Genomic DNA, 13,510 nt, shown 5'->3' with positions numbered 1-13,510 from the left:
TCATGCGTCTACGCCCGAGCATCGCTGCGGCCGCTCTCGCCGTGTCCGTCCTTTCGTTCACCACTGCCTGCGGTGGCACCGGCACTGCTGCCGGATCAGACACCGAGACCGTCACCGTATACAGCGCCGACGGCCTGTCTGGTTGGTACAAGGGAAGATTCGACGCCTTCACCGCGCAGACCGGTATCGCCGTCAACCTCGTGGAAGCCGGATCCGGCGAGGTCGTCTCCCGCGTCGAAAAGGAGCAGTCCAACCCACAGGCAGACGTGATCATCACGCTGCCCCCGTTCATCCAGAAGGCCGACGCCCAAGGTCTGCTCGAGCCCAGCGGAATCGACACCTCCGCCGTTCCTGCCGACGAGAAGGACGACGCCGGCAAGTACGTGCCCGTCGTCGAGAATTACCTCTCGTTCATCGCCAATCCGACTGCATCACCCGCCCCACAATCTTGGGACGATCTGCTCACTGACCAGTTCAAGGGCAAGTTGCAGTACTCCACGCCCGGCCAGGCCGGCGACGGCACCGCGGTGCTCTTGCTGCTCCAGCACCTGATGGGTAAGGAAGGAGCACTCGACTACCTCGGAAAGCTCCAGGCCAACAACGTCGGACCCTCGTCTTCCACCGGAAAGCTCCAGCCCAAGGTCAGTAACGGAGAGCTGCTGGTCGCCAACGGTGACGTCCAGATGAACCTCGCCTCCATCGCCGACGACGGATCGAAGTTCGACATCTTCTTCCCCGCTGGAGCCGACGGCACTCGCACCACCATTGCACTGCCCTACGTGATGGGCCTCGCCAAGAGCGCACCGAGCAGCGAACAAGCCAAGAAGTTGATGGAGTTCCTGCTCTCCGAAGAATCCCAGAAGACCGTCGCCACCGATGCACTCGGCGTATCGGTCCGCGAGGACGTCCGAAGCGCTGCCGGTGAATCCACCGACAAGAACACGCCTTCCGGAGTTCTGCAGGGCGTCAACGTGTGGACCCCGAACTGGAACGACGTCCTCAGCTCGCTCGACGCCGACATCGCCGCATACCAGAAAGCCACCGGGAGCTGATCATGGCAAGAACCAGACTAGGGCGGACGCTCCCCGAGACCGTCGGTGTTCACAAAGCGATCGAACATTCTGCTCCGGCCATCACCTTCGATCGCGTCAACGTCGCCTACGGCCGCGGGAAGACCGCAACCCATGCACTCGTCGATTTCAATCTGCGAGTGGCACCCGGTGAAACTGTGGCACTGCTGGGGCCCAGTGGATCCGGCAAGTCGACCGCCCTGAAGGCCCTCGCGGGATTTGTCCGCCCCACGTCCGGTTCCGTCAAGCTCGGCACCCGAGACATCACCAATCTGCCTCCCGCACAACGCGGTATCGGCGTCGTCGTCCAGTCGTACGCTCTCTTCCCGCACATGCGTGTATCCGAAAACGTAGCCTTCGGACTCCGAGCCCATCGCGTGCCGCGGTCGGAGATCGGCCCTCGCGTGGCCGAAGTCCTGGACATGGTCGGGATGTCGGCGTACGGAAAGCGGCTTCCCCGTGAACTTTCCGGCGGTCAACAGCAGCGAATCGCCATTGCCCGAGCGTTGGCAATTCGCCCTGGAGTACTCCTCCTCGACGAACCGTTAGCCGCCCTGGATGCTCAACTTCGCGAGAGCATGCTCGGCGAACTGGCGAGACTGCGCGCAGCACTACCTGACACAGCCATGCTCTATGTGACGCACGATCAGAGTGAAGCCCTGGCGCTCGCAGACCGAATCGCAGTGATGCGCAACGCCAGACTCGCGGACATCGACACCGCTGAGGCCTTGTGGAAACGTCCGCCGTCCAGCTTCACCGCGGCGTTCCTCGGGGGTGCCAACCTGCTGCCCTGCACCGTCACACGCGTCATCGGCACCTCCGCGCTGGTCTCGATCGGTGGCACGCCGTTCACTGCTCACGCCCCGCAGCCCGAGATCGGGCACATCGAATGGGAGTCCGACATGGACGCCTACCTGTGTGTTCGTCCACATGCGGTAGGCGTAAGCGGCGTCGGCACACGAGGATCATTCCCGGCGCGCATCGTCTCGAGCGTCTGGCGCGGTTCCACGACGCGTCTGACGCTGGCTGTATGTGGCCTCGACGATGTCCGCGTCGACGCGGATGTTCCAGGGCACGACGAACGACCGGTCGACACCGAAGTGGGCGTCGTCCTGCCCACGGACGGCAGTGTCCTGGTTCCGGCGGATCGCCACCCATGACGACAACCCTGGAACGCCCCGAAACCGCTGCGCCCCAGCACAAAGACCCGATCCCGTGGCGCCGGATCGGCTGGACGCTGCCACCACTGCTTCTTGTCCTCGTGTTTGCTGTCTATCCCACCGCACGTGTCCTCACGGAATCTCTGAGCACCGCAGATGGCACCGGGTTGTCCACGTGGTCTTCGGTGCTCGGTTCGGAACTGTTCAGAACCGCGCTCTGGCGGACCATCCAAATCGCCGTGGCGTCGACCCTGGGTTGCCTGATCCTGGGAACCTTCCTCGCCTTGGTGCTGGCCTTCGTTCCGTTCGCCGGATCCAAGGTGGTGGGGCGATTGATCGACACGGTGCTCGCCCTGCCGTCTTTCCTGATCACGCTGGCGTTCACGTTCCTGTACGGGACAGCCGGCGCCGTCAACGCCTTGATCGTCCGCATCACCGGCGATGCGAGCGGCCCACTGAATTTCCTCAACACTCCGTTCGGTGTGATCGCGGCCGAAATCACTTTCTTCACACCCTTTGTCGTGCGTCCGCTATTGGCAGCGTTCACCCAGATTCCGCGTGAACAACTCGACGTGGCAGCCAGTCTCGGTGCGTCACCCGTCCGAGTTCTGCGGCAGGTGGTGATGCCGGAAGCGTGGCCGGCCCTCCTGGCCGGTGGATCGCTCGTACTTCTGATGACGCTGAATGAATTCGGCATCGTGCTCTTCACCGGGGCTAAAGACGTCGTAACTCTTCCGGTCCTCATCTACACCCGCGGCATTGTCACCTTCGACTTGCCCGGCGCGGCAGTGATCGCGACGGTCCAGGTCGCACTCTCACTCGGCCTGTACTGCCTCTACCGATTCACCTTCAACAGATTGATGGGAGGCAGCCGTGCTGCTGTGGACACGAAGCTCTAGGGCCCTCGTACTCGGATTCTTCACCCTGGTCGTCGCGGTGGTTTTCGTCGCGCCCATCGCCACCGTCGTCGCGGCTGCCTTGGCCGGATCGTGGACCGGTCCACTCCCGTCGAATCTCGGCGGCAAGAACTTCTCCACGGCGCTGTCCGACGAGAACTTCGCCAGCCTGATCGTCAGTTTGCAGACTGCATTCATCGCGGGGGCATTGGCATTGATCGTCGGAACGTGGGCCGCGCTGGCCTCGCGTGAGGCACCGATGTGGCTGCGGCGCATCACCGATGCCGTATTCCATTTACCGATTGCGGTTCCGTCGGTCGCGATCGGCTTGGGTCTGCTCATCACTTTCAACGAGCGCCCGCTACTGCTCGGCGGCACCAAGTGGATCGTGATTCTCGCTCACACGGTTTTGGTGCTTGCCTTTGCCTTCAGTTCCGTATCGGCCGCGCTCGAACGGCTCGATCCCGCCTACCGTCAAGCTGCCGAATCACTCGGCGCCGGCCCGGTGCGGGTGCTGACACGGGTAACGCTACCGCTGCTGCTCCCAGCGTTGGGTGCGGCCGCCGGGCTTTCCATCGCACTGTCGATGGGTGAGCTGGGCGCAACGGTCATGGTCTACCCGGCGACATGGAAGACCTTGCCGGTCAGCATCTTCGGACTCACCGACCGTGGCCAGGTATTTCTTGCCGCAGCAAATACGACACTGCTGCTTGCAGTCACCCTGGTCGCCCTCATGGTGGTCGGCAGAATTCGTCGGCGCTGACCTTGCTGTGCGCCTTTATTAACCGCCGGGGGTTAATAAAGGCGCACAGCAGGGGCTTATCCCTTCCTCAGGATGTACCGCTGAACCTTGCCACTCGGGGTCTTGGGCAGGTTCGGAACAAAGTGCACTGTGCGCGGGTATGCGTGCGCTGCAAACTTCTTCTTCACCAGGGTTTGCAGTTCCTTCTCGAGTTCGTCGTCACCGTCGACACCTTCGCGAAGAACGACGAACGCCTCGAGAACCTCACCACGCAACTCGTCGGGCATGCCCACCACGGCGGCCTCGATGACGTGCTCGTGCATGACCAGCACGCTCTCGACGTCGAAGGGACCGATGCGGTAGCCCGCCATGATGATGACGTCGTCGTCGCGCGAGGAGAAGAAGAAGAATCCGTCCTCGTCCGTCATTCCCGCATCACCGGTGATGTACCAGCGGCCGTCTTCGCTGAATCGCTGCTTCGTCTTCTCCGGCGCATCGACGTACCCGGTGAACCACATCAACGGGCTGTTGTGAGTATCGATCGCCACGCGGCCCTGAGTGCGGGCCGGTGCAATGTCATCCGAATTGTCTTCCAGCACAGCGGCAGACCAACCCGGCAACGGACGGCCCATGGATCCGGGACGGACATCGTCGCGAAGTCCGTCGGCCCAGGCGTTGACGATGAACATGCCGTGCTCGGTCTGGCCGTAGTGATCACGGACCTCGACGCCCAACGAGTTCTTCGACCACGCAACAACATCCGGAGTCAAGGGCTCACCGGCCGAGGAAGCGCGGCGCAGCGAGATGCCTTCCGGAACGGGAGCCTTGTCGGCACGCAGACTGCGGTAGACGGTCGGAGCGGCGGCAAAATTGGTGACACCGAACTTCTCGATGATCTGCCACGTCAGCGGCGCGGAGAATCCGGCGTGCAGCAGAAGGCTTCGCGTGCCGGCGGCAAGCGGGCCGAGCAACGCGTAGTACAGCCCGTACGCCCAGCCCGGGTCTGCGGCGTTCCAGAACACGTCGTCCTCTCGGACGTCGAGGCCGAACTCCTGGTATGCGTGGAACGAGGCGAGCGCGCGCACCGGAACCGGCACGCCCTTGGGTGTTCCCGTGGTGCCACTGGTGAACAACTGCACCATCGGTGCGTTGCCGCCGACTGCCTGAGCAGCGCCCTTCGGATCTTCGGCATCCTGAGCTGCGACAAGTGCGTCGAAGTCCAACTCGTCACCGGCCGCGCCGCCCGCGACGATGACCTGCCATGCTGCGTCGGCGGGGATGTCCTCTCCCGGCGCGAGCTTCTCGAGCTGATTGGCGTCGGAAATGACCACCTTCGCGCCGCTGGCCGTCAAGCGGAAAGCGATGGCCGGCGAAGCGAACGCCGTGAACAAGGGCACGTGGACTGCTCCGCGGCGCCAGATTCCGAGGAGCGCGACCACCAGGTCCGCAGACTTACCCATCAAGGTCGCGACGTTGTCACCCGGCTCGACTCCGAGGTCGGCCAGAGCTGCCGCGAAACGCGCCGACTGCTCACGTAGATGACCGTAAGTGAGGTCCACCGAGCTAAGGTCTGCCTCGACGACGGTGAATGCAACGCCATCCGCGGGATGCCGATCGCAGAGCAATTCTGCGGCGCTGGCATGCGGGGTGTCGTACTGGTCCAGCAGCTCGCGCACCCGTGCGGTGGGATCGGTGCTCATCAACTTGCTCCTTATCGATCGTCGTATGGTTGGCCCGACCGGTTACGTTGGCGGCTCGTCATACGTACTGTTCACCCCCTATGATCTAGCTCACAAGAGAACTTCACTACCCCCAGAAAGGGGTACCTGCGTGAACCGACATGCTTCGTCACTTCTGCGCCCCCGCGACGGGGACGCAATGCGAGGTGAACTCCGCACAATCGCAGCTCAGGGCGTTGTTCCCGTGCTGTTCGGAGGCGAGGTCCAGGACGGAACCCTGCACCTGAGCGAATTCGTCGGCACCCGCACCAACAACCTCAAGGGCTTGGCCATCCCGCCGCGCTCGGGCATGGGCGGACGCGTCGTAGCCCAGGGTTCACCGATCACCGTCAACGATTACGGCAATTCGCAGTCCATCACTCATCACTTCGACCGTCCTGTTCTCAGCGAGGGCCTGCATTCGATCATCGCCGTTCCGGTCATGGTTTCGGGAAAATCGCGCGCTGTGCTCTACGCCGCGATCCGCGATTCCGCTCCGTTGGGTGACCGAACAGCAGACGTCATGGTCGGCGCATCCCGGCGTCTCGGGATGGAGTTCGCCATCCGCGACGAAGTCGATCGTCGCCTGCAACTACTGCAGGCCGCCGCCGCGACTACCGCCGACGGTATGTCTTCGGAAGAGATCCGCGGAGTCCACGCCGAACTACGCAGTGTCGCCCAGACCGTCACCGACACCGACTTGCAGACCAAACTCCGCGGACTCTCCCAGCGTTTGGCCAACCTGCTCCGTCCCACCGCCGACGCCGAATCCGACGTCACGCTCACCCCGCGTGAAGTGGATGTTCTCTCTCAGGTCGCACTCGGCTGCACCAACATCGAAGCCGGCCAACGGCTTTCCCTTCGCCCGGAAACAGTCAAGAGCTATCTGCGAAGCGCGATGGGAAAGCTGGACGCGAGCTCACGCCACGAAGCCGTGGTGACCGCCCGGCGGTTGGGACTGCTCCCCTGACGGGTCAGTAGCCTTCAGGCAGGGCGGTGAGCATGTCACGGGTGACTGCGACGGCGTTGTCCGAACTTCCGCCCCGCACAACCAGAGTCGCGAAGGCCAGGTTCCCGCGATAGCCGACGAACCACGCGTGCGATCCCCCTTCGACCTCGGCTTCACCGGTCTTGCCGTACACCTCACCCTGATCTTCGACGCGTTCTGCAGTACCGCTGGTGACCACGAGTCGCATCATGCCGCGCAGGCCGTCGACCATGGCGGGCGAGATCGCCGGGCGCTCACCGTCGATGGTGGTTTCGCGCCCTGAAATCAGTTGCGGCACCGGAGTCGAACCGTTCGCGACCGTCGCCGCTGCCATCGCCATTCCGAACGGACTGACCACGACCTTTCCCTGACCGAACCCGTCTTCGGTCCGCTGCACCAGATCCGACGCCGGCGGCACCGAACCGGAATCGATCGGCAATCCCACCACGTTGTAGTCCTGGCCGATGCCGAACTGCGCTGCGGCAGTGGTCAACGTGTCTGGTTGCATCTCGCTGGCCAGCTTGGCGAAGGACGTGTTGCACGAACGCGCGAAGGCCGTTGCCATCGGCACCGTGCCGAGTGAGAACTCGTTGTAGTTGGGGACGCTGCGCTCACCGATCTCGATCCGGCCCGGGCATGGCACCATCGTGTCGGGGGTCGCCTGACCGGTCGAAATTGCGGCGCCTGCCGTGATGATCTTGAACGTCGACCCGGGCGGGTACTGACCCATCGTCGCGACCGGTCCGTCGCGGTCTGCTGCCTTGTTCTGTGCGACAGCCAGGATCGCCCCACTCGACGGTTCGATGACCACCATCATCGCCTGATCCTTGTTCACGTTCACGGCACGCTGAGCAGCGATCTGAATGTTGCGATCCAAACTGATACTGAACGACGGAACAGGTTGCGGCGCAGTCTCGGTCAGCACATCGGTGTCGACGCCGTTCTGGTTGACCGTGACGACACTCCAGCCGGCTTTGCCGTCGACCTCGTCGATGATCGTCTTCTTGATCTGCCCGAGAAGGTCGGGCGCGAACTCCGGGTCCGTCGAGACGAGATCCGATTCGTCCGAGACAGATACTCCCGAAATGGCTCCCAGTTGCGCCGATACCTGGTCGTAGTCGTCACTGCGCAGGCGGGTCACCAGATAGTCGCCCTTGACGGCCGTCGAGGATTCGGCGATCGATTGACCCGTCAGCGAAGAATCGAAGCGACCGAGAACACTTGCGAGATTGTTTGCGGAACCGATGATGTCGTTGCTCTTGGAGCGATCGAACTTCACTCGGTAGACAATTCCCGGCACCAGGACATCCGTGCCCGAATGCTCGTTGACCCGCGCTCGCGGCGCCGCGGTTGCCCGCAACGACATCGTCTGCTTGTCACCGAGGCGCGGGTGAACGTCCGTCGAACTCCACCGGACGGACCAGTCGCCGTCCTTGCGTCCCATCTGCAGCTCGCCGTCGTACGTCCACACACGGTCTTTCGGAAGGTGCCACTCGTAGGTGTAGCCGACCGTCGCAGTGTCACCGTTCATCTTCACCGACGTGGTCTCGGCAGTCATCGACTCGGCCTGGAGCGCATCCCAGGTGTCACTCAATACAGGACCCGCGGAATCAGGCCGGTCCGTCAGTTTTGCTGCCTCGTCGATATCCCTGTCACCGAACGCACTCAGGAACTGCTGCGCGACGGGCTCGGGGCCGGCGGGTTTCGGAGTACACGAACTGATCCCCACCGCCAAGAAAATCACGGTGCAGGAGGCCAACAGTTGGGCCGAGCGACTACGAGAGAAATGCCGAGTGTTCATCGAGCCCCATAGTAGGGCGACAAATGCTCCACCCAGCGTAGGCGCGACCATTGCACGCAGCTTGTACGGTCAGTCGAGCAGCACCGTCGAGAAGGTCGCGACCTGTCGGAACCCCACCCGCGAATAGGTCGACCGCGCAATCGTATTGAAGCTGTTGACGTACAGGCTCGCAATGCGACCGGTCGCCATGATCGACTCCGCTACAGCCGCTGTACCGGTCACGCCGAAGCCCTGCCCACGAAATTCCGGGTTGACCCACACACCCTGGATCTGGCCACAGCGAGCAGACATCGAACCGACCTCCGCCTTGAAAACGACCTGGCCGTCCTCGATGTGCGCCCACGCTCGACCAGCGGCGATCAGGCTAGCGACACGGTGCCGGTATCCGCGCCCACCGTCGTTGGCACGCGGGTCGACTCCGACCTCTTCGATGAACATCGCGATCGCGGCAGGCAGATAGATCTCGAGTTCGTCCGAGCGAACCTGCCGGACCAGCGGATCCGACGAACATGCCAACGGCTCGGAAACCGCGAGCAACGGCTGTTCGGGGCGAACCTCCCGCGCAGTTCCCCAATCGAGCTCGAGCATCTCCCACAGCGGCAACGCCAATTCGGCGCGGCCGACCACCGACGAGCACATGCGCGGAATCCGACAGGCACGGTCGGCGAATGCCCGAATGTCATCCGGATCGCCTCGAAGCGGAACCAGATTCGCCCCGGCAAAGCACAGTGAGGACAACGGCCCGCCTCGACTCCACAGCTCGCCGTGAATCATTCGTGGGTCGACGCCGCATTCTTCGACGCGCGCGGCAATCATGCAGGCCGCCACCGGATCGGCGTCGAGTACCCGTCGGACGTCTTCGAGATCTCGACTTCCGACCTGCTTGGCTCCGAGGAGTTTGAGCATCCGTCAACCCCCTCGACTCGACTGCGCGTCCACGAATATCACTACCCGATCATGATGCACTCAGATTGCCACGAACCTGACACCGACGGGGAAGATTCATCCGGCAATCACTCAACTCACGGTGACGACCGGCGCACCCTCCGAGGCGTCACCCTCCATGCTTTCGGCAATTTTCATCGCCTCTTCGATCAACGTCTCGACGATCTGCGCCTCGGGCACCGTCTTGATGACCTTGCCCTTGACGAAGATCTGGCCCTTGCCGTTGCCGGACGCCACACCGAGGTCGGCCTCACGCGCTTCACCCGGTCCGTTCACGACGCAACCCATGACTGCCACGCGCAGCGGGATCTCCATGCCTTCGAGGCCGGCGGAGACCTCGTCGGCAAGTGTGTAGACGTCGACCTGTGCACGGCCACACGAGGGGCAAGAGACGATCTCGAGCTTGCGGGGACGCAGGTTCAGAGACTGCAGAATCTGGTTACCGACCTTGATTTCCTCGGCCGGCGGGGCCGAGAGCGAAACCCGGATCGTGTCGCCGATACCCTCCGCGAGCAGCGCACCGAAGGCGACCGCGGACTTGATCGTGCCCTGAAACGCCGGCCCTGCCTCCGTGACGCCGAGGTGCAACGGGTAATCGCATTTGGCGGCGAGTTGGCGGTAAGCCTCGACCATGATCACCGGATCGTTGTGCTTGACGGAGATCTTGATGTCACCGAAGCCGTGCTCTTCGAACAACCCGGCCTCCCACAGCGCGGACTCGACCAACGCTTCGGGCGTCGCCTTGCCGTACTTCTCCATCAACCGAGGATCGAGCGATCCCGCGTTGACACCGATACGGATCGGAATGCCTGCGTCACCGGCAGCCTTGGCCACCTCTTTGACACGGCCGTCGAATTCCTTGATGTTGCCCGGATTGACGCGCACCGCAGCGCATCCCGCGTCGATTGCCGCGAAGATGTAGCGCGGCTGGAAGTGGATGTCGGCGATAACCGGGATCTGGCTCTTCTTCGCAATGATCGACAACGCGTCCGCGTCTTCCTGACGCGGGCAGGCGACACGAACGATGTCGCAACCGGACGCGGTCAGTTCCGCGATCTGCTGCAGCGTTGCATTGACGTCGTGCGTCTTCGTGGTGCACATGGACTGCACCGAGATGGGGAAATCGCTGCCCACACCTACCGTGCCGACCTGCAGCTGCCGTGTCTTGCGTCGAGGAGCAAGAATCGCTGCGGGTGCCGAGGGCATTCCCAGTCCGATAGGGATGGTCACGTCTGTGCCTTCTTTCATAGCTTCACTGCAAGTTTAGCCGGGCGATCGCCGCACTACCGCGCGGCAACCGTCACCCTTCTCACACGGTCAGAAGATCTTGATCGGATTGACGATGTCAGCCGTGAGTGTCAGCAACATGAACGCGCCACCGATCACGATGAATACGTAAGTAATCGGAAGGAGTCGCGTGTAGTCGACCGGGCCGCCGGGAATCAAGCCTCGGCGGGCGCGGAACCAATCACGGATCTTCTCGTAGAAGACCACCGCGATGTGACCGCCGTCGAGCGGCAACAGCGGCAGGATGTTGAAAACACCGAGGAAGAAGTTGATCGATGCGAGCAGTCCGACGAACATCGGCCACTCGGCTCGATCTGCGGCCTCGCCACCGATCACGCTGGCACCGACCACGCTGATCGGTGTGTCCTGGGCGCGTTCGCCGCCCGTGATCGACTCCCACAGTGCCCCCACCTTCGACGGAATGTCAGCCAATGCCTTCACCGAGTCGACCATGATCTGGCCGGTGTAGTCGAAGGCCGCCGGAACAGCAGTGAGCGCGTTGTACTCGATCAGATTGCTGACACCCTCAATTCCGACAGCGCCTACCTTTGCCAGTTCCGGCGTTGTGCTGCCGTCTTTGGCTACGTAACGCTCAACCGGCGATACGTCGACCGGAACTTGAACAGTCTCGTCGCCGCGCTCGACTGTGAGCGTGACTGTCCCGGACTTGTCGCGGATCGCCGCGGAAACCTTGGCGAAAGTGTCCGTCGGTTGACCGTCCACCGCGACGATCCGATCGCCGGCAGCAATTCCGGCTGCCTCCGCCGGGCCGGTACCGGTGCAATCCGCGAGTTTCCACCCCTGATCCTGTCCGAGCTGCGTCGGAGCAACACACGTCACGCCCTTGACAACAGGCGGTGCCGGCTCCGTACTGGTTCGACCCCAACCGAGGAGCAATGCGTAGATCAGGAGGAACCCGAGAATGAAGTTCATCGCGATACCGCCGGACATGACGACGACGCGCTTCCACGCCGCCTTCTTGTACATCGCGTGCGGCTCTTCTTCAGGCGTCATCTCGTCGAGGGCCGTCATGCCCGCGATGTCGCAGAATCCGCCCAGCGGCAGCGCCTTGAGGCCGTACTCGGTCTCACCTCGACGGAACGAGAAGATCTTCGGTCCGAAGCCGATGTAGTAGCGGCGAACCTTCATTCCCAAAGCCTTGGCCGTCCACATGTGACCGGCTTCGTGCAGGGCGATGGACACGCCGATGCCGAGGGCAAACAGCACTACGCCCAGTGCAAAAACCATGAAAGCTCTAGCCCTCCTGCTTCACGAGCTGACGCGCTCGTGTGCGTGCCCAGCCGTCTGCGGCCAGAACGTCGTCCACGGTAACCGGTTCCGCGGACCATTGACCTGCATCGTCGAGAACAGCGGCCACCGTGCGGACGATCGCCGGGAAGGAAAGGACACCGTCGAGGAATGCCTGAGCCGCCACTTCGTTGGCCGCGTTGTAGATCGCGGTGAAGCAACCGCCGGATTTGCCCGCGCTTCGCGCCAGATCGACGGCGGGGAACACCGACGAATCGAGCGGCTCGAATTCCCAGGTGGAGGCGGTGGTGAAGTCGCATGCCGACGCAGCACCTTCGATGCGGTCCGGCCAGCCTAGAGCGAGAGCGATCGGGAGCTTCATGTCCGGCGGGCTTGCCTGCGCCAGCGTCGACCCGTCGAAGAAGGTGACCATGGAATGCACGATCGACTGCGGGTGCACGGTGACGTCGATGCGGTCGTAGTCGATCCCGAACAGCAGGTTCGTCTCGATCAGCTCGAGGCCCTTGTTGACCAGAGTTGCCGAATTGAGGGTGTTCATGGGCCCCATCGACCAGGTGGGGTGCGCTTTTGCCTGAGCTGGATTCACACTTTCGAGATCCTCGGCGCTCCAGCCACGGAACGGCCCACCCGAAGCGGTGAGAACCAACCGGGCCACCTCGTCGCCTGTTCCACCACGTAGGCACTGGGCAAGCGCCGAATGCTCCGAGTCGACCGGCACGATCTGACCGGGGGCGGCGGCTTTCGTCACCAGCGCTCCGCCGGCGACAAGCGATTCCTTGTTCGCCAGCGCCAGGCGCGCTCCCGAGTTCAAAGCCGCCAGTGTCGGTTCGAGTCCCAACGAACCGACGAGCGCATTGAGGACAACATCGGCACCGCTGTCCCGAACCAGTTCTGTCACGGCGCTCGGTCCCGAACGGGCGGTTACCGATTCCAGCGCCGATGCCGCTGCAGGATCGGCGACGGCGACGTCCGTGACGCCGGTTGCACGAATCTGTTCGGCCAACAACTCGACGTTGTTGCCGCCCGCTGCAAGACCGACTACTTCGAAACGGTCGGGGTTGGCAGCGATGACCTCCAGCGCTTGGGTACCGATCGAACCGGTACTGCCGAGGAGGAGGACGCGGGTACGTGTGGTTTCCTGCACTCGCCCATTGTTCCTGATAACACCTGAGAACAACCTTATCGACGCCCAACTACGTACGACAGGCAGTCGTATGTCACCATATTGGGCAGTAGTGCAACCGAATGAGCAGGAGGATCGACCGTGGCCGATACCCAGTTGGACGTCAAGTCCAGCGCCCCCGTCGTGGTCTCGCACGTCGATGAGGCCGAGGTTCCCTCTGCCGCATGGGGGTGGAGTGGTGAAGGACTCAAGTTTTTCCGTTTCCTCGGATGGTTCTTCGCAATATTCCTGCTTCTGATGATGATCGGAAACCATCACGGCAAGGTCGAGGATCTGTGGCTCATCGGCACCGCCGGATTGATGATCTTCATTCTGGTCCGCGACATCGTCATCCGTCGCCGCCCGCGCTAGAAACCTGACAAAGAGAAGGCCTCCACGAACGAAAGTTCGTGGAGGCCTTCTCTTTACGTGTTTCAGGCCTGGAACGTTTCAGTTCTCGGCTGCCAGCTGG

The 13,510-nt window shown here is 62.8% G+C and carries 12 protein-coding genes; 6 read left to right on the top strand and 6 right to left on the bottom strand.

The window, feature by feature from the left end; genetic code table 11:
* Positions 1 to 2: 2 nt before the first annotated feature.
* Genes QM609_RS20530 through QM609_RS20515 form a run of 4 tightly spaced genes read left to right on the top strand, consistent with a single transcriptional unit; the run spans position 3 to position 3,889 of the window.
* On the top strand, positions 3 to 1,052 hold the full coding sequence (locus QM609_RS20530; protein ID WP_003942754.1) for a 2-aminoethylphosphonate ABC transporter substrate-binding protein: 1,050 nt from the start codon (positions 3 to 5) through the stop codon (positions 1,050 to 1,052).
* A gap of 2 nt (positions 1,053 to 1,054) precedes the next feature.
* A complete protein-coding gene (locus tag QM609_RS20525; RefSeq protein ID WP_050656493.1) occupies positions 1,055 to 2,230 on the top strand; it encodes an ABC transporter ATP-binding protein in 1,176 nt (391 codons plus the stop codon).
* Entirely contained in the window at positions 2,227 to 3,129 is a 903-nt protein-coding gene (locus QM609_RS20520) for a 2-aminoethylphosphonate ABC transporter permease subunit (protein WP_042924412.1), read from the top strand. Before QM609_RS20525 ends, QM609_RS20520 begins: the two co-directional genes overlap by 4 nt.
* Positions 3,104 to 3,889 carry an ABC transporter permease gene (locus QM609_RS20515; RefSeq protein WP_003942733.1) on the top strand — a complete coding sequence of 262 codons (786 nt, stop codon included), beginning with the start codon at positions 3,104 to 3,106 and terminating at the stop codon, positions 3,887 to 3,889. The genes QM609_RS20520 and QM609_RS20515 overlap by 26 nt, the downstream gene beginning before the upstream one ends.
* Positions 3,890 to 3,945: 56 nt before the next feature.
* Here QM609_RS20515 and QM609_RS20510 read toward each other — a convergent pair whose 3' ends face one another.
* Positions 3,946 to 5,568: an AMP-binding protein gene (locus QM609_RS20510; RefSeq protein WP_003942743.1), complete on the bottom strand. Its 1,623-nt coding sequence runs from the start codon at positions 5,566 to 5,568 to the stop codon at positions 3,946 to 3,948.
* A 178-nt stretch (positions 5,569 to 5,746) separates the two neighbouring features.
* On the opposite strand from QM609_RS20510, the gene QM609_RS20505 reads away from it, so the two are divergent.
* Positions 5,747 to 6,556, top strand: a complete 810-nt coding sequence (locus QM609_RS20505) for a LuxR C-terminal-related transcriptional regulator (protein ID WP_042450799.1) — start codon at positions 5,747 to 5,749, stop codon at positions 6,554 to 6,556.
* Between the two features lie 4 nt (positions 6,557 to 6,560).
* On the opposite strand, the gene QM609_RS20500 is transcribed toward QM609_RS20505, so the two are convergent.
* The 5 genes from QM609_RS20500 to dxr all read right to left on the bottom strand — a co-directional run bounded on the left by QM609_RS20500 (position 6,561) and on the right by dxr (position 13,020).
* Positions 6,561 to 8,375, bottom strand: a complete 1,815-nt coding sequence (locus QM609_RS20500) for a penicillin-binding transpeptidase domain-containing protein (protein WP_042450801.1) — start codon at positions 8,373 to 8,375, stop codon at positions 6,561 to 6,563.
* Positions 8,376 to 8,444: 69 nt separating this feature from the next.
* Positions 8,445 to 9,281 carry a GNAT family N-acetyltransferase gene (locus tag QM609_RS20495; RefSeq protein ID WP_042924416.1) on the bottom strand — a complete coding sequence of 279 codons (837 nt, stop codon included), beginning with the start codon at positions 9,279 to 9,281 and terminating at the stop codon, positions 8,445 to 8,447.
* A gap of 111 nt (positions 9,282 to 9,392) precedes the next feature.
* Positions 9,393 to 10,550: a flavodoxin-dependent (E)-4-hydroxy-3-methylbut-2-enyl-diphosphate synthase gene (gene ispG, locus QM609_RS20490; RefSeq protein ID WP_007734888.1), complete on the bottom strand. Its 1,158-nt coding sequence runs from the start codon at positions 10,548 to 10,550 to the stop codon at positions 9,393 to 9,395.
* Positions 10,551 to 10,637: 87 nt separating this feature from the next.
* A complete protein-coding gene (locus tag QM609_RS20485) occupies positions 10,638 to 11,855 on the bottom strand; it encodes a M50 family metallopeptidase (protein WP_042924418.1) in 1,218 nt (405 codons plus the stop codon).
* A 7-nt stretch (positions 11,856 to 11,862) separates the two neighbouring features.
* Entirely contained in the window at positions 11,863 to 13,020 is a 1,158-nt protein-coding gene (gene dxr / locus QM609_RS20480) for a 1-deoxy-D-xylulose-5-phosphate reductoisomerase (RefSeq protein ID WP_030535659.1), read from the bottom strand.
* Between the two features lie 120 nt (positions 13,021 to 13,140).
* Between dxr and QM609_RS20475 the strand changes: the two genes are divergently transcribed.
* Positions 13,141 to 13,410, top strand: coding sequence for a DUF2631 domain-containing protein (locus QM609_RS20475; protein ID WP_003942762.1), 270 nt, complete (start codon positions 13,141 to 13,143; stop codon positions 13,408 to 13,410).
* Positions 13,411 to 13,510 lie beyond the last annotated feature (100 nt).

The organism is Rhodococcus sp. IEGM 1302, from assembly GCF_030056935.1.
GTDB classification, from domain to species: domain Bacteria; phylum Actinomycetota; class Actinomycetes; order Mycobacteriales; family Mycobacteriaceae; genus Rhodococcus_F; species Rhodococcus_F qingshengii.
The sequence above is the reverse complement of the archived record's forward strand: the minus strand, read 5'-3'. Positions and strand labels throughout refer to the sequence as shown.

Excerpts from the sequence above, each read along its gene's own strand:
- QM609_RS20525 (WP_050656493.1), top strand. The coding sequence starts at position 1,055 with ATGGCAAGAACCAGACTAGGGCGGACGCTCCCCGAGACCGTCGGTGTT.
- QM609_RS20495 (WP_042924416.1), bottom strand. The coding sequence starts at position 9,281 with ATGCTCAAACTCCTCGGAGCCAAGCAGGTCGGAAGTCGAGATCTCGAA.
- QM609_RS20520 (WP_042924412.1), top strand. The coding sequence starts at position 2,227 with ATGACGACAACCCTGGAACGCCCCGAAACCGCTGCGCCCCAGCACAAA.
- QM609_RS20500 (WP_042450801.1), bottom strand. The coding sequence starts at position 8,375 with ATGAACACTCGGCATTTCTCTCGTAGTCGCTCGGCCCAACTGTTGGCC.
- QM609_RS20485 (WP_042924418.1), bottom strand. The coding sequence starts at position 11,855 with ATGGTTTTTGCACTGGGCGTAGTGCTGTTTGCCCTCGGCATCGGCGTG.
- QM609_RS20510 (WP_003942743.1), bottom strand. The coding sequence starts at position 5,568 with ATGAGCACCGATCCCACCGCACGGGTGCGCGAGCTGCTGGACCAGTAC.
- QM609_RS20530 (WP_003942754.1), top strand. The coding sequence starts at position 3 with ATGCGTCTACGCCCGAGCATCGCTGCGGCCGCTCTCGCCGTGTCCGTC.
- QM609_RS20505 (WP_042450799.1), top strand. The coding sequence starts at position 5,747 with ATGCGAGGTGAACTCCGCACAATCGCAGCTCAGGGCGTTGTTCCCGTG.